This window comes from Methylobacterium sp. E-016 (assembly GCF_022829745.1).
Taxonomy (GTDB): Bacteria; Pseudomonadota; Alphaproteobacteria; order Rhizobiales; family Beijerinckiaceae; genus Methylobacterium.
This window is the reverse complement of sequence record NZ_JAKSYF010000131.1, coordinates 50,975-71,979: the sequence shown is the minus strand read 5'-3', so window position 1 is coordinate 71,979 and position 21,005 is coordinate 50,975. Positions and strand designations below refer to the sequence as shown.

At 60.9% G+C, this 21,005-nt stretch carries 21 protein-coding genes and 2 pseudogenes; 14 read left to right on the top strand and 9 right to left on the bottom strand.

The genetic code is table 11. The features are described from left to right. The first annotated feature begins 3 nt into the window (after nt 1–3). The 8 genes from MKK68_RS18810 (at nt 4) to MKK68_RS18775 (ending at nt 8,745) form a co-directional block, all read left to right on the top strand. Complete coding sequence (locus tag MKK68_RS18810) at nt 4–765, top strand: hypothetical protein (RefSeq protein ID WP_244032312.1); 762 nt, start codon at nt 4–6, stop codon at nt 763–765. Then, the gene (gene qatC / locus MKK68_RS18805) at nt 762–2,069 is read left to right on the top strand and encodes a Qat anti-phage system QueC-like protein QatC (RefSeq protein WP_244032310.1); all 1,308 of its coding nucleotides are present in this window, start codon (nt 762–764) and stop codon (nt 2,067–2,069) included. Before MKK68_RS18810 ends, qatC begins: the two co-directional genes overlap by 4 nt. Then, nucleotides 2,066–2,830: a Qat anti-phage system TatD family nuclease QatD gene (qatD, locus tag MKK68_RS18800; RefSeq protein WP_244032292.1), complete on the top strand. Its 765-nt coding sequence runs from the start codon at nt 2,066–2,068 to the stop codon at nt 2,828–2,830. The genes qatC and qatD overlap by 4 nt, the downstream gene beginning before the upstream one ends. A gap of 133 nt (nt 2,831–2,963) precedes the next feature. Continuing rightward, entirely contained in the window at nt 2,964–4,019 is a 1,056-nt protein-coding gene (locus MKK68_RS18795; RefSeq protein ID WP_244032290.1) for a DNA-binding protein, read from the top strand. A gap of 57 nt (nt 4,020–4,076) precedes the next feature. Continuing rightward, a complete protein-coding gene (locus MKK68_RS18790; protein WP_244032288.1) occupies nt 4,077–4,517 on the top strand; it encodes a hypothetical protein in 441 nt (146 codons plus the stop codon). Nucleotides 4,518–5,216: 699 nt separating this feature from the next. Continuing rightward, on the top strand, nt 5,217–5,786 hold the full coding sequence (locus MKK68_RS18785) for a hypothetical protein (protein ID WP_244032286.1): 570 nt from the start codon (nt 5,217–5,219) through the stop codon (nt 5,784–5,786). After that, a complete protein-coding gene (locus MKK68_RS18780; RefSeq protein WP_244032284.1) occupies nt 5,783–6,835 on the top strand; it encodes a hypothetical protein in 1,053 nt (350 codons plus the stop codon). The genes MKK68_RS18785 and MKK68_RS18780 overlap by 4 nt, the downstream gene beginning before the upstream one ends. Before the next feature lie 113 nt (nt 6,836–6,948). Continuing rightward, nucleotides 6,949–8,745 (top strand): Hsp70 family protein, encoded by a 1,797-nt coding sequence (locus MKK68_RS18775; RefSeq protein WP_244032282.1) that lies wholly within the window; start codon nt 6,949–6,951, stop codon nt 8,743–8,745. Nucleotides 8,746–8,860: 115 nt separating this feature from the next. On the opposite strand, the gene MKK68_RS18770 is transcribed toward MKK68_RS18775, so the two are convergent. The 6 genes from MKK68_RS18770 to MKK68_RS18745 form a co-directional block, all read right to left on the bottom strand. Then, nucleotides 8,861–10,762 (bottom strand): DUF262 domain-containing protein, encoded by a 1,902-nt coding sequence (locus tag MKK68_RS18770; protein ID WP_244032275.1) that lies wholly within the window; start codon nt 10,760–10,762, stop codon nt 8,861–8,863. Nucleotides 10,763–11,023: 261 nt separating this feature from the next. After that, a complete protein-coding gene (locus tag MKK68_RS18765; protein WP_244032267.1) occupies nt 11,024–11,719 on the bottom strand; it encodes an ankyrin repeat domain-containing protein in 696 nt (231 codons plus the stop codon). Nucleotides 11,720–11,850: 131 nt separating this feature from the next. Then, nucleotides 11,851–12,708 carry a hypothetical protein gene (locus MKK68_RS18760; RefSeq protein WP_244032265.1) on the bottom strand — a complete coding sequence of 286 codons (858 nt, stop codon included), beginning with the start codon at nt 12,706–12,708 and terminating at the stop codon, nt 11,851–11,853. Nucleotides 12,709–13,014: 306 nt separating this feature from the next. Continuing rightward, complete coding sequence (locus MKK68_RS18755) at nt 13,015–13,515, bottom strand: hypothetical protein (RefSeq protein WP_244032263.1); 501 nt, start codon at nt 13,513–13,515, stop codon at nt 13,015–13,017. A 234-nt stretch (nt 13,516–13,749) separates the two neighbouring features. Beyond that, entirely contained in the window at nt 13,750–14,940 is a 1,191-nt protein-coding gene (locus MKK68_RS18750) for a PD-(D/E)XK nuclease family protein (RefSeq protein ID WP_244032249.1), read from the bottom strand. Between the two features lie 6 nt (nt 14,941–14,946). Next, nucleotides 14,947–15,210 (bottom strand): hypothetical protein, encoded by a 264-nt coding sequence (locus MKK68_RS18745; RefSeq protein WP_244032236.1) that lies wholly within the window; start codon nt 15,208–15,210, stop codon nt 14,947–14,949. Between the two features lie 134 nt (nt 15,211–15,344). Here MKK68_RS18745 and MKK68_RS18740 point away from each other — a divergent pair. Next, nucleotides 15,345–15,635: pseudogene (locus MKK68_RS18740) on the top strand (ATP-binding protein); the annotation flags it as partial. A 532-nt stretch (nt 15,636–16,167) separates the two neighbouring features. Further along, nucleotides 16,168–16,971, top strand: coding sequence for a hypothetical protein (locus MKK68_RS18735; RefSeq protein ID WP_244032229.1), 804 nt, complete (start codon nt 16,168–16,170; stop codon nt 16,969–16,971). A 24-nt stretch (nt 16,972–16,995) separates the two neighbouring features. On the opposite strand, the gene MKK68_RS18730 is transcribed toward MKK68_RS18735, so the two are convergent. Continuing rightward, complete coding sequence (locus tag MKK68_RS18730) at nt 16,996–17,244, bottom strand: DUF6471 domain-containing protein (protein WP_244032227.1); 249 nt, start codon at nt 17,242–17,244, stop codon at nt 16,996–16,998. A gap of 105 nt (nt 17,245–17,349) precedes the next feature. Between MKK68_RS18730 and MKK68_RS18725 the strand changes: the two genes are divergently transcribed. Continuing rightward, entirely contained in the window at nt 17,350–18,336 is a 987-nt protein-coding gene (locus MKK68_RS18725; RefSeq protein ID WP_244032224.1) for an IS1595 family transposase, read from the top strand. Nucleotides 18,337–18,409: 73 nt separating this feature from the next. On the opposite strand, the gene MKK68_RS18720 is transcribed toward MKK68_RS18725, so the two are convergent. Both MKK68_RS18720 and MKK68_RS18715 read right to left on the bottom strand, forming a co-directional pair. Further along, complete coding sequence (locus MKK68_RS18720; RefSeq protein WP_244032221.1) at nt 18,410–19,078, bottom strand: SLATT domain-containing protein; 669 nt, start codon at nt 19,076–19,078, stop codon at nt 18,410–18,412. A gap of 90 nt (nt 19,079–19,168) precedes the next feature. Then, complete coding sequence (locus tag MKK68_RS18715) at nt 19,169–19,600, bottom strand: hypothetical protein (RefSeq protein WP_244032219.1); 432 nt, start codon at nt 19,598–19,600, stop codon at nt 19,169–19,171. A 52-nt stretch (nt 19,601–19,652) separates the two neighbouring features. Between MKK68_RS18715 and MKK68_RS18710 the strand changes: the two are divergent. From MKK68_RS18710 to MKK68_RS18700, 3 genes and pseudogenes are all read left to right on the top strand, one after another. After that, nucleotides 19,653–20,279, top strand: a pseudogene (locus tag MKK68_RS18710) (ATP-binding protein); the annotation flags it as partial. 65 nt (nt 20,280–20,344) lie between these two features. After that, nucleotides 20,345–20,671, top strand: coding sequence for a type II toxin-antitoxin system RelE/ParE family toxin (locus MKK68_RS18705; RefSeq protein ID WP_244032217.1), 327 nt, complete (start codon nt 20,345–20,347; stop codon nt 20,669–20,671). Next, on the top strand, nt 20,671–21,003 hold the full coding sequence (locus MKK68_RS18700; protein WP_244032215.1) for a DNA-binding protein: 333 nt from the start codon (nt 20,671–20,673) through the stop codon (nt 21,001–21,003). The genes MKK68_RS18705 and MKK68_RS18700 overlap by 1 nt, the downstream gene beginning before the upstream one ends. Nucleotides 21,004–21,005: the final 2 nt, after the last annotated feature.

The following is a 21,005-nucleotide window of genomic DNA, read 5'->3' as shown; positions in this document are numbered from 1 at the left end:
CCCATGGGAACCTCATCCTCGGCCCGGGGGGCCTCGGGTCGCTCCGCGCTCGTCCCGCCCCATGCCGATACGGACCCGACGCTGCCGCTGCCCGCTCCCGTGGGAAATCGTTTCCAGACGTTCCGGACCGTATTCGGACGCTTCTGCGAAGGAGGCGGAAGGGGCTCGGTCCGGTCGGCGCTGGGCCACTACGCCCGCACCTCGACGGGCGGTTCGTCCATCGGCCCGAGGCGTTTCGGTCCCGCATACGCCGCAGGCGGAAGTCTGTTCGGATTACTCGGCGACCTACGGGCTGGTGGTGACGGCGCCACCTTCGCTGGCGTCGATCTGTCTGGGCTCGTGGGTCGCACGGTCGGTTTCGCGGCCCAGGAGATAGCCCGAGCCCTCGCACCGGAGAACGAGGATGCCGACCGCATCCGCGTCGCCATCCACGAGGCCATCGCGGAGGTTCTTCCAGACGTCGAGATCTTCGATCCCACCGCGATGACGGCCGACCAAGTCATCGCGGTCCTCGTGGATTTCCTCGCCCGAGTCCTATTCCGGCAGGTCACGGAGGACGCTGGCTCGGCATGGAACAAGGCACCATCCGCCGACAGGACCATCCAGGCTGAGAACGAGCTCTTCGACCTGATCAAGGTCGCCATGGACCGGCACCTTGGGCCTGCGCTGGCCGGTGGGGTCGGAAGCCTGAGGCGCGCCCAGGTCGAGCGTCTGCAGCAGCATGCGATGACCGAGGTTTGGCGGGAGTGGGAGGCATACGAATGACAAGGATCGTCTTCCATGTGCACGTCGACGACGTGCCCGATCCGAGAAGCGCAAACGACGTCCATGTCGTCCTGTATGGGGCGGGCAGAATGCCCGATGGCGTGGGTCGGATCGGCTACCAGCTCATGGATGCCACTAGCCGCTTTGGTTTCGGGTTGCGCTCCAAGGCGTTCGATTTCCTGACCTTGGCGCTCGCCGTCACGGCGGCCGACACCTTCGTCTCGCGCAACGGGGCACCGGACCGCTGGAGCCGTGATCTCGAACTACATATCCCTCTGATCGATCCCGGCCGGTGGATGCCGGTCGTCGGTAAGCTTGAGGCGGCCCTACGCTTCCTCAGTGGAGATCGATGGACCCTAGTTCTCGGGCCGGACGGACCCTTGCCGCCAAGCCAGTCCGTTGTCTCGCGCCGTCGACGGCTCATCGACCTCTCGCGGGCTGATTGTGCCTGTCTCTTCTCCGGTGGGCTCGACAGCTACGTCGGGGCGCTGGACCTGATAGGACAGGGCCGCCGACCCCTGCTCGTGAGCCATTCCTATCCCAAGGACAGCCAGTACCAGAATCGGTTGGTTCGCAGACTGCCAATCGTATGCGAGCGTTTCGCCGCCAACGCTCATCCGACCTGGAGCGGGGGAAGCGATGTCAGCATGCGTACCCGGAGCTTCAACTTCCTCGCTTATGGTGTAGCTGCCGCCAGCGTCATCTCCCTGTGGCGCGGAGGCGGCGAGGCCGACCTCTGGATACCTGAGAACGGCCACATCGCGCTGAACCCGCCGCTCACTCCGCGACGGTTCGGTGCCCATAGCACCCGCACGACGCATCCTTTCTTCCTATCCGAGATCCAGGACATCGTTCGAGCGGTCGGATTACCGGTGCGCCTTACAAACCCCCTCCGTCATCAGACGAAGGGCACCATGGTCCGGCGGCACGCGTCCGACGCGACATTCTCGGCGCTCGCCGCCACGACCGTGTCGTGCGGGAAATGGAAGCGTGAGGGCGTCCAATGCGGCCGATGCGTTCCCTGCCTCATCCGGCGGGCGTCCTTTTTCGCGGCCGGCCTCCCGGACGGTACTCCCTACCGCGCGGACGACCTACGCAACGTCCTGGGAGATGAGAACACCCGTGACGATCTGGTCTCGGTCCTCCGTGCCATCCGACGGTCTGAGGACTACGACATGGAGGCGTGGGTACTGCAGGCGGGTCCGCTACCGTCGGACGCCGAGGAGCGTTCGGCCTATGTCGACGTTTTCCGCCATGGTATGAAAGAACTCCAAGGATTCTTGAGGGCCAGCGGGATACCGTGATCGACTTCCACTGCCATCTCGACCTGTACCCAGATCCCGAGATGGCGGTGCGACAGGCGGACGAGGCCCGCGTCTACGTGCTATCGGTGACGACGACCCCAAAAGCTTGGCGGCGCACATCCGCCCTCGCCAAAAGCTGTGTGCGTATCCGGACCGCCCTCGGTCTACATCCGGAACTGGCCCACGAACGTCATACCGAACTCCCCTTGTTCGAGGGGCTTCTCCCCGAGACACGGTATGTGGGGGAGGTCGGCCTCGACGGGTCGCCGGAGTACAAGCTGCACGCAGACGTTCAGAAGCGCGTGTTCAAAAGCATTTTGAGGTTCTCGTCCCGCCAGGGTGGCCGGGTGATGTCCATTCACAGCCGCCGTGCTTCGGACGAGGTTCTGGATTGCCTTCGCGGCGAACCGGATGCGGGCACGCCTATCCTGCACTGGTTCTCCGGCAGCATGACGCAGCTTCAACGCGCAATTGACCAGGGCTGCTGGTTCTCAGTCGGGCCTCCGATGTCCAGATCTGTCAGAGGGCGCTCTTTGCTCGCGAGCTTACCCCGAGACCGTGTTCTCACGGAAACGGATGGGCCATTCGGACAGGACAATGGACGTGCCCTCAACCCCAGCGACGTCTCGGGAATGACCGAGGCTCTGGCCGGCATATGGAACTCGTCGGTGGAAGAGGTGAGCGAGCAGTTGGCGGCGAACCTGAGGCGCTTAGGTGTTGCGGTTCGAAAGCCGTCAATCGGCTCGATGCCAAACGTCTGAGACAACGCTGGCTTCATCGCCGGTTATAGCTATTTCGATTCATGCGCACCGGGTAGAGGCACCCATTTGGCTCGGTGACAGCTTCTTCACCCCATGATCGCATGATGTTCCGATATTAGTCGGGGCATTGGTCATGGTCGACAGAGTCGAGGTTTTTCGGGTCGCTGACGAGTTGAGGGCACGGCGGGATAAGGCTGTCCGGGTCTCGGTAAGGCGAGTCCGGGGCGAACTCGAAAAGGGCGGCTCATACAGCGACGTCGGACCGGTCCTGGCCGATTGGAAGTCCGTTCGCAACTACCAGCCGGTGATCGAGCTGATGGAGTTGCCTCGGGGGCTCCAATCCCGACTGGGCGCTTTTGGAAAGGCACTGTGGGACGAGGTTCGCGCCCAGGAGAGCCGCCTCGGGGATGCCGAACGCGCAAACTTCGAAATCGAGCGATCAGCCTATCGGGAGATGCTTGACGAGGCCAGCCTGACGGTCGACGTGCTGGAGGCGCGAATATCCGCGTTGAACACTGAGATCGAAAGGTTGCGGGGCACCGGCGCAAACGGGGCAGCTCCATTGGGTACGATGGCGCCCCAAAGCGAGGTTTGGGACCGGAGTGCAGCCATAGGGGAACTACGGCAGCGCAGGTCAAAGGGCGAGGTCCCCCTCGGCGCCCAGGATGCGTTCTGGCGCTCGGTGGAAGCCGAGATTCTCGGGCTGGTACAGAAACAGGGTCCGATGTCTGCCGGCGACCTGCTGACCGCATTGCCCCAGCCCTTGAAGGATCGGGGGGAGCTAGTCGAGATGCCCTTATCCGCAGGTTGGCTTGGCTTCAGATTGCGTGCCCTGAGTGAACCCGGCGGCCCCTTCCGGGAGATGAATGGCCTGTTCTGCTCTGTCGGAAACAACCAGGTCCCAGCGCCGAATGTCGTTCCGACCAACGCAAAGGAGAAGCGGCCGCCACCCTCGGAAGGTGACGACGTTATGCAGGCCGTACGAGATATCCTGCTGCAGCACGGCCCCATGAAACCGAGCCAGATCGGCCTGAGATTGTCGGATGAAACCATAGAGGCCGCTGGTCGGCACTGGCAAGGAGGGCTTAAGCGGCTTGCGAAAAACATGGGCGAACGTGCCAGTAGAGGCTTCTATTTTGTGCGGGTTGGGGGTGGCCGTTACGGAGCGAAGCCCATGGAAGCCGCCTAACATTGAATAAGACCTAGGTGTCAGAATTCTGGACGCGGCTTTGAGGTCACTTACAAGATGGCATACGACCCCACGAAGGAAAGCGACCCGGACCGGCTACGGAGCTTCATGGAAAAGGTGAAAGGAGTCGATGCAGACCTCTACGGGACAGCATTCCGTCGCCTATGCGCCCTGACAAATCGCAATCCCGATGATCCTCTGGAAGCGGAGTTCGACGCGTGTGTCGCCGCTCTCGAACAGGTCTACCTGGAGGAGAGCGGTCGACGTAAGCGGGCAAGTCGGATCACCGGGAAACGGAGCCGCGATGGTGCCCTAGAGACCTTCCGGTACCTGGTGATGAAACGAGAGCCATCGGATGGCTTTCGTCACCTTGTGGAGCATCAGCTCGCCGAGTTCACCGCCGAGCATGTCGTCCTCCGGTATCCTGGCCGGTTCCCGGATGAGGCCGTTGAGGCAGCGAGGGCCCGTCTCGGTGAGTTCGAAATTCCGCTTCCGTGACCTCCAGCGTGATCGCGCACCGTGCCTTCGAGATCCTGTCGCCGGGATGGGCAATCTGGGGTGACTTCGATGCAACCCCTGCTAGGCTCGCGAAAAGAGCGCCGGGGGGGCGGATTCGAAATGCCGACGTTCGGCTGGGTGCAAGAAGACGCTACGGAGGCATTTCTCGCCGCCACACAACGGGTACCGGATCCAAGTGGCCCTCTTCCGAGGATGTACCGCTGTCCATTCTGTATCTACATCGCGTCGGCGCCGAGGAGCCTTCAGGATCATTTGGGCAGCGTACATGCCGTGGATCGCCCGACGTTGCTGGTAGCGGGGCTTGAGCCTGGCCTAAGCTCCACGATCCGTGAGCAGCGTTCCCCTTCCGACTTCATCCTCGCCAACACAACCGCAGCCACCGTTTCAGTGGACGGCATGCGTCCTGAACCGGTCGATGGCATAACGCTGGGAACAGTTTTGTCGGGTCTAGACCGGTCGGTGGCGCGCATCGAACTAAGGAACGGTAGGCTCCTTTCAACTGAGCCCGTAACGACCAGCTACGACATTCGCTTCCGGGTGGCTTCGTCGGAAGCGCTGGACGCAGCTGACCGTGCTTTCATGGAACACATGACGGTCGTTGTGCCGACCCGGGAGACGGCGCGGCGCTTTCGACGGGACCCTCGATGTCAGGGCACCGCGTCAGACTATGCGGAGGGGATGGCCGAGTACGTCCTCGGCGTCCTGGTCAAGGAGCAGACGTACGGACAGGGTCTAACGTCGCCGCTCGACAGCTTCACGGAAGCGTTTACGGCGGCGCTCCAAAAACTGAAGCCTCACAAGAGACCTCTCCCGCATTTGTTGTGTTCCGTGATGCGGTTCGCTTTGAATCAATTTGGGAATGAGCAAATCCGCTCAGGGTACGTCGAACTCGACGCGGCGATGGAGTTGCTCCGTGGACCGACGTCACATCACGTCAATATACCCGACGTTCCGCCGGGCAGGCTGAAGGCGTGCCCACTGGACCACGGTACGGACCGACTTCTGGGCCTTGCAAAGGCAATGTCGCGGAAGGACCGATGGAGCCCGGTCCTTCGAAGCGAGTGCCTGCAGGTCGCTGCAGACCAAGCTCTGGTCCTTCCAGACCGTCAGAAGGCTCTGGCTATCTGGGCGCTTACGGCGCTGCGATTAGATGCACGCGACGAAGCGGTCGAGCCGCTCAGGCAGATATCTGCCGTGCATCCTTTCGATACATGGGCGGACGCCTGCCTTCAGACGGTGAGCAAGTGAACGAGGAAATTCCCCTAGGTCCGCCCAAGCAGGCGGGACAACCCGACGAGCCGGCGCCCGTCAAGGCAGCGGCTAAGACGACTCGCAAGATCAAAGAGCCGAAGGATTCTAAGGCGCCGAAGGAGCCTAAGGTCGAGCCGCAGTTGCAGGTTTATTTTGGCAAAACAACTCTATCGGCATCCGCTTTCGTCAAGGCGGTCGCGGAGGTTAAGGCTCTCAAGTTCTCTGAGGACGATATCGCCGAAGCTGAACGCTTACGCCTTGCTGGCGACCGTGACCATAAGCGACTTTTGGCGCTCGCCGTTCAGCCCGCCTTGCCACCTCAAATCGACACGTGGTTGTGGCCGACCATTCTGGGGATCATTCGCACCAATGCTCCAAGTGCGTTCGAACCCTTTAACATCGAGGCGGACGCATCCTTTCGGCGATTGCACCGCGAACTTTCCAGTGCGCTCGACTCAGACGTCATCGAGGCGCGACAGCCAGCCCAGGTTGTCTTGCAGCTTGGCCTCATATGGATGGCGACGAAAAGAAGCCTCGATCTCGCGACGACTCTGCACACGCTTGGCGACACCTTCGCGACCGGTGAGAAAGCCATCGGACGCTCCGTTCGCCAAGCTCTGGTTTCAGGGAGGATTGCAGACATCCAACGAGCCGTGGCGGTCTCGAAGCTCGTCGGGAAGGCAGCACGGGAGGTGGCGCAACAAAGGGATGCTGAGAAGGTTCTTCGCGCCGCGGTGGAAGAACGGTTGGACGGTGCGCGAGAAGAGATAGCAGAACTCAGACGGACCCTCGCCAGTCTCCAATCGGAGGTTTCCGACCTAAAGGAACGACTTCAGGCGTCTCAGACCGAACTCGACGATAGCCGACAGCACTGGGGGCACGACATGGTCGAGGTGAAAACCCGCCAGGCTTCACTCCTGAAGGAAAAAATTGTGCCGATGCTCGGAGACGCGGTGGACGCTCTGGAGATCGAACCGGCGGCACCGAACATCGCCCTGCGTAGGATCAGGTCGGTCCTGTCGTCCATCAAGGAGACCGACGTTTGAGCATAGTTACATTCGGCATCGATTTCGGGACGACGAACAGCTTGGCGGCCAGGATCGTGCGCGACCGCGTGCTTCCTCTGGTCGACCTTGGGAGCGGTAGACCCCACCCTTCGGTGGTCTGGTACACCGGTGACACCGTCGTCGTTGGCCGAGAAGCCAAGGATCACCTAGACCTTACCGGAGGTGGTGCACCGCCGGGCTTCCTTCGTTCGCCGAAGATGAAGCTTCGCCGGGACGGCCCGGTTTTTATCGAGGGACGGGAAGTCAATCCGGTCGACGCTGTCGCCGAGGTGCTTCGGCATATCAAAGCCGATGCCCTCAAGGCACGCAGCGTCGCCGAGGGCGTACCGCTGACCCGAGCCGTGATGACCATCCCAGTCGACTTTGGCGGCCCACAACGCCGAGCCTTGCGCGAGGCCGCCCGCGCTGCCGGTATCGCTGTCGTCCAATTCGTGCATGAACCCGTGGCCGCCCTGTATGGCTACCTACGTTCACGGCCTGATTACCGCCGTCAGATGGCACAGTTGGAAGGCCGGTCCGTGTTGGTCTTCGACTGGGGGGGCGGCACGCTGGATCTGACACTCTGCCGCATCCAGGGTGGGGCAATTATGCAGGTCGAGAACGACGGCGACAACGAAGTCGGTGGCGATGAGTTCGACCTGAGACTGATGAACCTCCTGCGGGATCGGCATGCCGCAGCACACAAGCTGAATGACATCGGCGGCATGGAGCAGCCGGGGATGGGAGCCAAGCTCCAAAATCAATGCGAGGTCGTCAAAATCGGTCTGTCGGCTCCCGGCGCAACCGAGGAAGACGTCATCATTCGGAATTACTTACGGGCAGACGGGGCAGCACAAAACCTCGTAGCGACGGTGAGCCGGGCTGATCTCGATAAGGAGTGCTCCGACCTCGTCGCGCGTGGCCTGAAGCGGATCGACGATATCCTGGCCCGTGCGAGGCTTACAAACCGAGACATCGTGATGTGTCTGGCGACCGGAGGCATGGTCAACATGCCGGCAATTGCTGACGGCTTGTTCGAGCGGTTCGTCGGACGCGTGACGGACATCGATAATGGAGACCGCATCATCGCCGAAGGCGCGGCCTGGATCGCCCACGACGGCCTTAGGCTGACGTTGTCCAAGCCCATCGAGATCCTAGTTGCTGATAGCTCCGGCCGTGGCTCCTACCACCGCCTTGTCGATGCAGGTTTCGAGCTCCCAGTTGAAAACGGATTCAAAAATCTTTCGAACACCCGGCTCTACTGCGTCGACCCCCGTGAGGGTGTTGCGGTCGTTGAGATAGCGAAGCCCGCGAAAGTCGGACTTGTCTCTCCGAACGACCCCAGATCCCTGCTGTGCGCCACGAACGTGCCAGTCGATCCGCGAGCCGATCCGCTTTTGGAGCGCATCGAGTGCCACTTGCGGATCGACCACGACTACGTGGTCACCGTGACGCTTCGCTCAACCGGCTGTCGTGCCGAGCGGACGGCAGAGTTTCACGATATCGACTTTGGACTTTCGTTGCCTGTTCCCGATGGCGGTTCGCAGGGCGAGGGCTCTGGCACGCCGTCGGGTTCCAGAGGATCATCACCGGCGTCCGCTACGAGAACTAACCTCACCCAGCGAACAAACGTGGCTGTTGATGACGACGGACGTTTGCGGCACGACGACCTGTGGCGGCTGGTACCCGGCGACTTGGTGGCGGCTTGGCGTGAGAGTCATTTCGACGTACGGACGCCGACCGCGAGCGGTCGCCAGAACAAGGAGCGTGAATTCTATCTCCCGTGTTCGATCTGCGGACGGCTGCTGACGCAGATCAAGGCTGATCCACCTGTCGAAGCATGTCGTGGGCGGCGATGCGGGGTGTTGTTGCCGCCATTAGCCCAAACTGAGATCCAGACCAACCCGTAATCTCAGTTGTAAGAAGGACGGCCTCGGCACCCGTTGACCTGCACCAATCTGGAAAGTCCCTGTGGCCTCAGATCAAATTCGCACTGCTGTCTCAACCAAAGTATCCCGGGGGGATTCAGCAGCCGAAATTACACCCAGGCCAGATCGCGACAGCTTTGTCGGCGAGGGACTGCGCACGCTCGCGGATGGCTACCTCATCCCACTTTTCGACCTTCACGATAGCGGAACTGAGGGTTAGGAGCGCATCTTCAAGGTCCGGTCGCTTGTGCTTCCATGGTCCATTGGAGAGGTGGCTATTCAGCGGCTTGGTGACGAGCGTCAGGTTGCCTAACGTATCGATGAGGGCGTCCCGTGCGGTGATGGCGTTCGCCAGAGTCGGATCTGTGACACCTACTTCATGGGCGGGGGCGAGCTCGTTGTTCGGCAGCGGCCAATGGGTGCGCCAGCCCTGAGGCATAACGTGCTCGATGGAAAGACCGGGCGGACGGCCGCCCTGCGCCTGAAATTTTGTCCGCGTGGCGAGTTCGATCTCCCACAGGATGTCCGCGATCCGCTCCTTGCGACCCATGTTACGGTAGATGGGCCCCGTGGCGAGGGCGGCGACGAACTCTGCGTCGTCGGGAAAGCGGACCGTATAGGCCGTCGCGTCCTCGAAAAATTGTCTGAACGATTGCAGCGAAGCCCCCTTGTCCAGGAAAATCGCGGACAACCTCTCGAAATTCTTGTTGTAGTTTTTCGGCGTCAGCCCGCACACCGCGCGGCGAACGATGTATGAATAAATCAATCGGTAGATGGCGTACTTTTCGGCGTCGTCAATTTCCGCAGTGGCCACCATGAAGATTGCCGGATAGATGACAGCGACTTCCCAGGTCGCAAGCTTTTCTCCCAACCAACCAAGTGCCGAACCATCCGGGCGTTCCAGAGTCCGGTATGTCGGCGCGTAGAGCGTCAGGGCGTCAAGCTCGTCAGCCACCGTCGTGAAGCGTGGCGTCCCGCGCGGTCGCGCGAAATCCCGGTACTCAGCGTAAACCTCGCGGAGGGATGTCTCGCGACCGGTCTGTGCCGTAAGGGCGTGGCTCAAGAAATGGTCGATACGGGGACGACGGGGTTTGGCCCGTGGGGAGTCCGCCTTCCAGAATGCCTCGTCCTCGAATACGGACCATTTCTCATCGAAGAGATCTTGGACGGACTCGCCTTGGGCCTCGGCGCGGTGGAAGATATTGTTGCGAACCAAGTCCATGGCCAAGAGTGGTTCGGCCTTGGAATTGAGCGTCTCGAAGATGACCTGAGCGTCGTCGTCCTCGCCCAATTGGATGACGACGAGCTTGAGATACAGCAGCAATGCCTCCTGGAGCGCCTGCAGGCGTTGCTGTTGGATTTCGGCGTCGTCTGGCCCCTGTCCTTCCGCCTGGTCCTCATCCGCATCGACGATGCCGTAGCGAACGTAGCGGTCGATTAGTTCGCGAAACAGCGCTACCGCGCGCATCGGCTTAGGGGCCTGCCCCCAAATGAGGGTCCCTTTTTTGTAAAAGTGCTGGGGGTATTTGGCTTTGACGCTGTCCCACGTCTCGGTCAGCAGAAAGCGGAACAGTTCTCGGTCAGCGGGGGTGGGGGAGAGCTTGAACCTCGCCTCCTTGTCTTTCTCGCCGACCTTGGGGACGTTGAACAAATATCCCTGCAGCGCCGCGGCCATATCCGCGAAACCCGCACCGTCCGCGGCGGCACGCAACGCTGCGATGAATAGCTGGAACGTCGTAAGGCGCTGCTGTCCGTCGACGACTTGCATGGATGGCGTCCGGCCGACGGCGGTCGTCCCTGGCGCCAGGATTAGGGCTCCCATGTAGTGCTGGAATTTAGGTTTCCCTGTTTCCAGCGCCTCTCCGGCCTTGGCGGCCACGTCCTCCCAGAACTGCTTGAGCAGGTTGTCCCCCCAAGCGTACTGTCTCTGATATATGGGCACAATGTAGCAACGAGACTCGCCGAGCACGGTAATGACAGGATGATCCTTGACGTCCATCAGGCACTCCGGCTCTCAGTTTCTTGACGATAGGTCTCGTTTAAGGATGCGGCGAAGGTCGCGCAGACGGCGGCGGTTGGCAACGCCCTCAACCCTACATCCTGCCGACTTGGGTTGAGGAGCATGTCCGGCGTCGATCACGGATGCCGGCATCAATGGTTGGAGCTCCGGCGCTTCCGCGCTAGCAGTTTCCCGACCGCAGCCAAGCGGCTCGCGGTCAATGGCTGAGCGACACCTCTACGTCCAGGCGTTTGCCCGACCTCACAGGCGTTCGAGATAATCGATAAGATCGTTGTTGCGGTCGGTGTCGTTGGCCTTCCGTGCCTTGTCAAGCGCGGTCCGTCCGTGGATATCCGCCTTGCCGACGTCAGCCCCCATGCCGACGAGGTGCTTTGCGATTGTTAGGTTGCCGCGTCGTTGTCCGAATAGACTCTGTCCGACGACAGCGAACATGAGGGCCGTCTGACCGGCGCTGTCAGCGTCGTTCACGGACGCCGAGAGCATATCGGCGACCTTGGGGTGGTAGACGCGGTAGCGTGCCATCAGGATCAGAGTTGTCCTTCTGCCTTCGCCGGTCCTGGCATGCGGGGAGATCCCGACGCCAATCAGTAGCGCGCACAGGGCCGCGGCCTTCTCCTTGTCCGCAACGCGGGCGGCCACGGCCAACGGATGGTGACCGGTTTTATCATGGATGCGCCCGAGACCAGTCGAGCAGCGGGCGATGATACGTCCGACATCCCCCACCGAACCGGCGTCGATTGCCTTGAAGAGCGAATGCGGAAAGACCTCATCGGTTTTGACAAGCCCATTCTCACAATAGGGGCATGGGCTTTCAGAGCACGTCCTGCAGAGCTTGTCGAAATCGGACTCACACGCCTCGCAAGTGCGCAGGCCACTACTCAAGCCGGCTGGCTCAGTGCAGATATCGCAGGGCCCAATATGTATCGTGAATGTCATCGTCTTCCCCATGTGGCGTCGCGACGCAAAGAGTTCCGAGGCCCTCCGGTGCCCGTCCTTGAGTCGTGGATAGGCATGCCGAAGCCCGGGCCCACATTCGGTGGGAATGGACCCGGACCTGGGATCTGCGCTTACCCGATTGCCTGGCCTGCCAGCGCGACGTCGGCCAATGTCCCGATCAGGTTGTCGGCATCGTAGTTGCCCCGCCCGATGTAGATACCGTCTTCGAGCTTTCTGAGGCTGGCCCACCGACCTTGTTCCTCGATAAGGATCGAGCCCTCCGGGTCACGCCACAGGCGTATCGCCCCAACCGTACTGTCCGGGTGCGAAAGGTCCATGTCGAGGAACCCGTCCGACAGACCCACACCGAGAAGGTCGTTGCACTCGCCGACGCTGGCGGAGAGGGCCTTGAGAAGCCTCTTCACCGATCCGTTGACGCCAGTGACGAGTTCGTTTCCGGGTCCGCGCATCTCGTCGACCGTGTCCGTGGATGACCGGATGCTCAGGAGCGCCAGGAACGAACCTGTGGGGCCGACCAACTCGTAGAACCGCAAGCTACCGTCCCGTAGGGCCCGAGCGTAATCCGCGGCGCGGGGGTGCGAAGCGGCCGTGCAAAGGCCATGCTTCACGCCGATTCGACGGAGCCTGTCGACGGTGATGACGCGCGTCCAGGTCTTGCCCTTGCACGCCTGATAGCTCTCGGCGACTGCGACGGGCGATTTGGCCGCCCGCCGGTGCCCGGAGGTCGTGATCAGGGAACGCAGATCGGCGAGCCCGTCGGTGAGCCCGTCCCAATCCAGGCGATCCAACCGAAAGCCCCTGAGCACCTTCTTCGCCGCATGAACGACCTGGACATCGGCATGGGACCGCGCGTGGCCATCTGCGAGCCGAAGGTTCTTGAGAGTCCAACCGGCATCCCGAGAGGCATCCGGCGAAAGGCGGAAGGCGTCGATTGGCTCGCCGCGACGGCTGGCACGGCGAGCTGCCACGTCGGCATCCGTGCCGAGGGTCGTGCATGCGCTTCGACAATCGGGACGGCTTGAGAGCCACTTACCGAGTGCCGAGGCGGCCCGCGTCCGGAGGTGATCGGGAATGCCGTGCTTCCGAGCGAGGCGCATGGCTGAATTCGTGGGGGACTCGGCTTTGGCAAGGAGAGGGAGTGCGTCCGAAATTGGCATTTGATGACCCAGGGCGTCGGGGAAGCTCGGCGATCGTAGAGCTCCTACGCCGCGGCGCCCCACGCCCTTAAGATAGGGTCTATTAACCTTCTTTCAAGCGCTAATCGCTTTAGAAAATCATCTAATGAGTGTAGCGCGAACCAGCGAGGCCACCCCCTCCAGGTAGGTCGCTACCTGCTCCGCCTCTTCGCGGGATACGTCCTGGGGCAGGGTGATGGTGACCTCGCCATCCCTGACTGGGAGCGCGTAGGCATGGCTTTGCACGCGCCCTTGGCCTGGTATGCTCGACAAGAAGGGGATGTCCGATGCGCCGTCCTCTTCGATATCCTCGAAGTCCGAGACGGCGATGGGCTCTTCGGCGCGTCCCTGGGCACACTCGACCACGCTCTGCGGTTCGTAGCTCCAAACGAAACGTGATTTGCTGTCGCGGCGTCCGAGTACAAAATCGCCGAGCTTTTTGGCAGCCATCTCCTTCATGATGGCGACGACTTGAGCACGGTTGAGGTCTAGGTCTTCCAGGTAGGACTTCTCGAACTCGGCGACTTCGGAGACCGTTTCGCCATCGTAGTCGATTTCGCTTGGTCGGTCGGAGTTCTTCCCCGTGTAGCCGTTGTCCACGATCCAATCGAAGAGACGTTTCGTATTCTCATCTCGATAGAGGCGCTGGATGCGGCGAGCCATAGGGCTGGCAAGCGGAGACGGTTTCATGGGGGTGAAAATCCAATTTCTTTTAGGCGCCCTAACGCTCCCATATACGATAGGGAGTGCTCCAAAAGCAAATAGGATAACTTTAGCGCATTGCAAAGTGGGGGCTGGCTCCCCCCTAGACGCGGTATGGCGTTTAGGGAGCGGCTAGACCGCTGTGTCGGCGAGGGTGGCCCGCACCGCTTGGACCGCCGCTACGACGGTCCCGGCGAACGTGCCGTCGGCCGCCTTGACCCAGGGTAATTCGCTGACACGCCAGTTACCCTCAACCGGGAAGATGCGCTCGTTCAACGAAGCGAACCGGTACCAAGGCCACGCCAGCGAGACTTTTCCCGATCCGTATTCGGCGTCCATGAGAGACGCGGTACTTTTATCAGCTGAAACTCCCGCGCCTTCCTCGCCTTTCACGCCGTAAATGAGTCGGGTGTAGCCGTAGCCTTCGAAGCTGACGGAGAACGACAAACCGAGGATGCCCGGCATCGTGATGCTGATGTTGGTCCAGCGTTCGGGACTTACATAGAACCCGGAAAGGTCGTACCCCTGAGGCAACCGTTGGCGAACCTGGCCTTCGAGCGAATTCATGATGTCAGTCTGAATTTCGGTCGCTGCCGACAAGATCTCCAGGGCGCTTCGTAGAGCTTCCGGCGACTGCCTCACGATCCTCACGAGTTGCTGGCGTTCCGTCATGTCCCGAATCCCCATGAATTCACGTCGGATGAACTGAATCAGTGCGTCGATAAACGCGGTGACGCTGGCCGCCTCGCAACGATTGCGCGCACGTTCCAGCCATGGCACCAGTCCCGGGTAACTGAGCGGTCGAAATTGATCCTCGGCGTGCCGGCTTTGGCGGTGTTTCGCGGAGATGCTTCCTTCGGCGGGCAAGACGCCCTCTGCATGCGCGAGATATACGAGGCAGCGGCGGCCCCCTGGGACCGCGAGGTCGAGCCATGCGAGATAATCCGTGACTTGGTTCGGCTGGTCTGCGGCAAAGGGCTTGTTCTCGATGCCGAGGACGGCATCTCCAAACCGGATCACGATGTCGACTCGACGACGCTCGAACGTTGGAGCCTCGACCTGGACCCTCGCACCATCGAGGTCGACCGTAGACCAGTCGAGCTGCAAGGTGTTCAGGAACTCTGCGAGAAAGAGGGAACCCTGGCCATGGGTGCCGGCAGGATCGAGCAGGGACGCGAGGATCTCGGACAGAATGAGCTCCCCGGGTCTGATAAAATCGAACACCGTGAACTCAGGGGCCCTTCGGCGTGCCTCTGAGCGCCGCTCCATCTCGAATGCCGCGCGTCGGTCGGTCAGCGTGCTGAGCAAGCTCTCTAGGGACATGTCGCTTCAATCCGTTCGAGCTACGGCGGTGTTGGCAAGGCGCAATTCGGTTTCGAAATCCCAGTCATCCCAATTGGCCTCCTCAATGCGACTGAACACGCCTGCGGCTACCAACCCTTCCAGGATGCCTATGGCCGTTTTGGTTGATGCCTGAAGCGACTCCGTCTCCGAAGCTATGTCAGGCCATGCGGAGGTCAGTTCGGCGAGGCATGTGGACGCCTCGTCTTCCTTCGGCGAGATCCAGACAAAGACGCTAGAATGATCGCTCACGGTGCATCTCTCCTGGCGCCCACAGCCAGATTGGCATCTAAGCAATTGAGAAAACAACAGATTTATTTTTATGCTGGAGGGCGCGAATTAGGCGACCTCGAACGGTTCTCCCGGTCCGATCCTGTTTCTAAATAGGCCACGACATGTTGTTCAACGGGCCGCCCGGCGCGGGCAAGTCGATGCTCGCCGCGCGCCTGCCCTCGATCCTGCCACCGCTGACGCCGCGCGAGCTGCTCGCGGTCTCGATGATCCAGTCGGTGGCCGGGGAGCTGAAGGAGGGGCGGCTGTCGGATCGGCGCCCGTTCCGGCAGCCGCACCATTCGGCCTCGATGGCGGCGCTCGTCGGCGGCGGGATCAACGCGCGGCCGGGCGAGGCCTCCCTGGCCCATGGCGGCGTGCTGTTCCTCGACGAGCTTCCCGAGTTCACCGCTATTATGGCGCTGACGCCACAAGCCCTCCGCCCCAACTAAAATGGCCGCCGGGGGCGTGAACCCTCGACGGCCAAGACGGTCATGCCGTCGTTTCATTCAGTGTCGCTGTTCTGTCAGAAAGCGAACGAACCCTGCCCGCAGCAGCGGGTGTGAGTCCGGACGACTTCTTGTCGTCCAAAGCGGATGCGCCGGTACGACCGGACGCGGTGGCAGGCACGATTAGACTTGCGCTTAGACACCGGGCTTTCTCCGATGGCCCGTTGAAAGAGCGGCGCGCAGGTGCTATAAACTTCTCGCACTTGGCGCATCTGCACGCCTTGAGAGCCGGATGAAGAGGGGGCCTACCTCAACATCCGGCGGCCTAAACAGACGGCTCGCTCGGGATCCAACCCCCTTGCGAGCCGTTTGCGTCTTCGGCTTCCTAATCATTCGCACAGTTCACATTCAGTTTCAACCGTCTGAATGTGGCGGCGCCTTGCGTTGAATCTTTGGTGCTGTATCTTGCTGTTGCGATTGGAGCACAGCGATGTCAGACACCGCCCTGCGGAATGCGATGCTTGAGCGAGATCGGCTCGCCGCAGAGATAAATCAAATTCAACAACGAGTACATGATCTTAAGTCGCGTCACCGTGAGGTGGACGACTGGATTTCGGCATGGCATTCGTTCGCTGGAACGCAGAGCGGTGACGGCGAACCCATCGCGTCAGTTCAGGAACAAGAGCAGAACATTCAGGATTTGGACCGCTCCAATTCACCTGAGGAGACGAAGGAGTCCGCTCGCGCTACTGGCAACCCAAAAAAGGAGTTCGTTGCGGCCGAGTCGCTTCGCATCATCAGCGAGGCCGGCAAGCCGCTCACGCGCTCGGAGCTGTTCGCAGCGCTCAAGGAGCGGTCGATCATCATCAATGGCAGAGACCCTGAGCAGGTTCTTTCCACCATGCTTTGGCGGGCGCAGAGAGATGGGGCGAAAATCGTACGTCTGAAAAGCGGCGGGTATTGGCTGGCGGATCACCCGCACTTTGAGAGCGCATACAATCCGGCTCGGGATATTCTTGCATCACATGAAGAAGAAGTTAAGCAGATGAGCATCATTGAGGCAGTTCAAAAAACGCTTATGAACTGCCATAAAGAAGATCTCATCGCTATCGATAGCATGCTTTCATCTGATGGATCAATTCCAGAAGCTGTATCACAATTGCTTATCAATACTTATCCAGACTTAATAAGCAATGAAATTATATCCGACAACAATTTTCTATCAGACTTTCATCATAACGTGCATGCACGGATGAAGGCCTTCGGATATGCCGACGAAGAAGAAGCTGTTTGAGCAGAGGCTCTGCTTTCTTGTTATTCACTCCGCACTTATATCCCTAAGTTGTATTGCGTCTATTTCAAGAGCTGCCAAGCACGCAAGCAAAAAGGTTGCGGCAAAGGTCCCGCGCTTTAGCTTCATTGTGATCGAAGCTTCTGTCTCATCAAACCCCTGCGTTTTCAGCCGCTCACGCAGCCCTGCGTAAGTCACGCCTGCCTCCTTCATTTTGAGCTTGAGAAAGGCGCTAGCACGCGCCTGCCATTCGGCCTCGGTCTTCGCGATCTGCATGAGGACACCTATCGTTTCCGCGAGCTATCAAAAACGATAGAATGCGCTTGACGCATCGTCAAACCTATCATATCCGTTAGCTATCGAATTCGATAGGTAGCTGACGTGGCCCAGCATTTCCTCCTCTCCTCTCGCGCCAAGACCCTGAGCCTCGCCCAGGTGATGCGGATGACGGACGACCAGGCCGAGGCGACGTTCCGCATGGTCCGTTGGCCTGAGACGAGCGGAGACCCGGTGTGCTACCACTGCGGCGGCCTCGACGCCTACGATTGCCGCCGTCCGAACGGCGCTCCGCGCTTTCGCTGCCGCGCCTGCCGCAAAGACTTCTCCATCACCTCGGGCACCTTGTTCGCCTCACACAAGCTGCCCCTGCGTGGCTACCTCGCGGCCATCGCCATCTTCGTCAACGAAGTGAAGGGCAAGAGCGCCCTAGCCCTGACGCGCGACCTGGGCGTCTCCTACAAGTGCGCTTTCGTGCTGTGCCACAAACTGCGCGAGGCGATGGCCGTCGAGATGAAGGGCCGCGTCGTCGGCGGTGAGGGCAAAACGGTTGAGGTCGATGGCGGCTACTTCGGTGGCTACATCAAGCCCGCCAACCACAAGGCCAACCGCGTCGATCGCCGGCTCGCCCGCAACCAGAACGGCAAGCGCGAGTGCGTCGTCATCGTGCGCGAGCGTGGCGGCAACTCGGTTCCGGCGGTGTTCCGCACCGAGGGCGCGGCGCTCTCCTTCATCAAGTCCCGCGTCGCTAAGGGCACCGTCGTTCACGCCGACGAAGCGTCATCCTGGGATGCGCTCCACGCGCAGTACGAGGTCAAACGCATAAATCACCAGCAGGCCTACAGCGAGGCCGGCGCCTGCACGAACATGGCTGAGGAGTATTTCTCCCGCCTACGTCGCGCCGAGGCAGGGCATCACCACCACATCGCGGGCGTGTATCTCCTTCGCTACGCCCAAGAGGCGTCATGGCGCGAGGATCACCGCCGGGAGGCGAACGGCGCTCAGTACGAACGCGTTGCCGGGCTGGCGATGAAGCGCGGCCCGTCCGTGGATTTCTGCGGGTACTGGCAGCGTCACCTAAAAGCCGCCTAACAGCTCATGCCTCCACACTCAGAAAAAGGCACGACGTACCAAATATCTCATTTAATGGGGCCAAGGTCAATACCTACTGACCGCCCCCCGTTGTTATCAGTATCGCTCCTGTAAATACATACCTGTATACGATATATGTGATAATTGCCCCAGCCAATAAATGTCCAAACCACCAAGAATTTACAAGTAGAAATGTCTTAATTCTATACCATGTCCTGTGGGGAAACTGCCAACTCCATGGGTACTCCTTCGCAAAGAGATGCGGCTTGTGGACGATCTCCCTATAGAAATCAACGTTGTCGTGGTTTATGGGGCACTCATCAAGTGCACTCTGATAGTTCCTTTGCAATTCTTCGAGGCGACCCCGTGCTGATTCAATGTCTTTCTCAAGATCAATGTTTTTTAGCTCGTAGTTGATTGTTGCAATTTTTCTAGCGCACTGGTGCAATAGCTCTCCCTGGTGGTAAAAGTTTTGTGAGCCGTCAAGCAAAGATGTGAATATTACAAAGACCGAAAGTACAACCGAGCAAGCTAGCAATATTTGATTCTGAGATTGCTCTAATTTTAGGATATTTGGTATGAGAGATAGCGCTATAACATATAATGATAGGAGCGAAACTATATACGATGATCCCCTTTGTCGACTGGCTAATCGAAGGTTGGCCTGGAAGCGTACGTCGCGGGTAATCTCAACGCTTCTTTTAAAATCCTTTAGTGCGTTCCTTAGAACCTCGTCCGACATTGAGCGCTCCCGGTTATCCTGAGACGATCTAGTTGTTACCCAGAAGCTTTCAACGGATAAGTGCGCACCCGGCCTCAAGGGGTGGGGCGGCTAGTCTCGCACCCAGCCCTTCAATTCCCCCTCTATCGGCACTTCCCGCGCGTGCTTACCCTGCTTGAGTTTCCACAGGCAGGCGCCGACCCGCTTTCGGATCATCTGCAACATGGTGGGATCGTCGGGGTTGAGCCCGCGCGCCGTCATCACGGTTCGGGCGATGTCGCGGGAGGTCACAGGACTTTCCGCGAGGCGTAGGGCTCCCATGACATGTCGCATCATCTCGCCGCGGAAAGCGGCGTGACGGGGCGGGTATTGGCGGTTCGGGATGGCTCCCGTGTCCGCGTCGGGATCGAAGATGCGGATGGCCGCGTCGATCGCGTCCAGGTCTGTGACGAGCCTTCGCAGCTCGGCCTGCGTGTGTTCGATCTGGCCAGCGATCTCGGCCCGCTTGCGGACTAAGCCGCTCAGCACATGCTCGTTTTTCATAGCCCCGAGATGGGGCTAAGGTGCTGAGAACGCTTGTGGCGTTTGCGCCCTAATACCGGAGTTCACGCCGCAGGTCCTCGATTCGCTGCGCCAGCCGATGGAGACCGGCGAGATCATGATCGCGCGCGCCAACCACCGCATCACCTACCCGGCCCGCTTCCAGCTGGTCGCCGCGATGAACCCGTGCCGGTGCGGGCAGGCGCTGGAGCCGGGCTATGCCTGCCGACGTGGCCCGAACGAACGTTGCATGGCGCAGTACGGCGCCCGCATCTCCGGGCCGTTGCTCGACCGGATCGACCTGCGCATCGAGGTCGCGGCGGTGACCGCCGCCGACCTGATCCTGCCGCCGCCGGCCGAGGGCTCGCGCGAGGCCGCCTCGCGGGTCGCGGCAGCGCGCGACCGCCAGACCGCGCGCTACGACGCCGCGGGCTTGGCCGCGGGCACCACCAATGCGACCTGCCCGGCCAGCCTGATCGAGCGGGTTGCCGCCCCGGATGCCGACGGCGCCGCGCTGATCCGCACCGCCGCCGAGAGCATGCGGCTGACCGCCCGCGGCTTCCACCGGACGCTGCGCGTCGCCCGCACGCTCGCCGACCTCGACGGCGAGCCGACGGTTCGCCGCCTCCACCTCGCCGAAGCGCTGTCGTATCGCGGGCGGGGGGAGAAGGCGGCCTCGTGAGACGGGCAACGCTGACGAGCGGAACGATGTCGCCTTGTATGGTGCCCTATATGGTACTATCCTAAGTGAAGATCCTCGAATTCATCGACGATTCCCATCGATCGCCGTTCGCCGACTGGTTCGGCAGGCTCGATCCGTTCGCTGCGGCCAAGGTGACGATCGCGCTGGCACGGATCGAGAAGGGCAATCTCTCCCATGTCAAATCCGTCGGCTCGGGGGTGCAGGAATACCGGCTCGATTTCGGTCCGGGCTACCGATTGTATTTCGGCAGAGACGGCGAAACATTGATCATTCTGCTCTGCGGCGGCACGAAGCGCCGTCAGCAAGCCGACATCGATCGGGCGATCGAGAATTGGGTCGCCTACAAGCAACGCAAGGCGCAAGGACGCTGATGCCGCTTATGCGCAGTTTCAAGGACACCGTGAAGGCGCGTGCCGCGCGCGATCCGGCCTTTCGGGAGGCCCTGCTGACGGAGGCGGTCGAGAGCTTCCTTGCCGGCGAGATCGACGTCGGCAAGACGGTGTTGCGCGACTACATCCACGCGACCATCGGGTTCGAGCGCCTTGCCACCGAAACCGGCTCCTCGACGAAGAGCTTGATGCGGATGCTCAGCGCCGCCGGAAACCCGACGGCCAGCAACTTGTTCTCGATCCTTGGCACCGTTCAGAAGGAAGCCGGCCTGCGTCTCACGGTGACGGCGGGGCGGTCGACCGCGTCCAGCTGATC

Coding starts and splice junctions, on each gene's coding strand:
- MKK68_RS18810 (WP_244032312.1), top strand. CDS start 4: ATGGGAACCTCATCCTCGGCCCGGGGGGCCTCGGGTCGCTCCGCGCTC.
- qatC (WP_244032310.1), top strand. CDS start 762: ATGACAAGGATCGTCTTCCATGTGCACGTCGACGACGTGCCCGATCCG.
- MKK68_RS18795 (WP_244032290.1), top strand. CDS start 2,964: ATGGTCGACAGAGTCGAGGTTTTTCGGGTCGCTGACGAGTTGAGGGCA.
- MKK68_RS18790 (WP_244032288.1), top strand. CDS start 4,077: ATGGCATACGACCCCACGAAGGAAAGCGACCCGGACCGGCTACGGAGC.
- MKK68_RS18785 (WP_244032286.1), top strand. CDS start 5,217: ATGGCCGAGTACGTCCTCGGCGTCCTGGTCAAGGAGCAGACGTACGGA.
- MKK68_RS18770 (WP_244032275.1), bottom strand. CDS start 10,762: ATGGACGTCAAGGATCATCCTGTCATTACCGTGCTCGGCGAGTCTCGT.
- MKK68_RS18765 (WP_244032267.1), bottom strand. CDS start 11,719: ATGACATTCACGATACATATTGGGCCCTGCGATATCTGCACTGAGCCA.
- MKK68_RS18750 (WP_244032249.1), bottom strand. CDS start 14,940: ATGTCCCTAGAGAGCTTGCTCAGCACGCTGACCGACCGACGCGCGGCA.
- MKK68_RS18735 (WP_244032229.1), top strand. CDS start 16,168: ATGTCAGACACCGCCCTGCGGAATGCGATGCTTGAGCGAGATCGGCTC.
- MKK68_RS18730 (WP_244032227.1), bottom strand. CDS start 17,244: ATGCAGATCGCGAAGACCGAGGCCGAATGGCAGGCGCGTGCTAGCGCC.
- MKK68_RS18720 (WP_244032221.1), bottom strand. CDS start 19,078: ATGTCGGACGAGGTTCTAAGGAACGCACTAAAGGATTTTAAAAGAAGC.
- MKK68_RS18715 (WP_244032219.1), bottom strand. CDS start 19,600: ATGAAAAACGAGCATGTGCTGAGCGGCTTAGTCCGCAAGCGGGCCGAG.
- MKK68_RS18700 (WP_244032215.1), top strand. CDS start 20,671: ATGCCGCTTATGCGCAGTTTCAAGGACACCGTGAAGGCGCGTGCCGCG.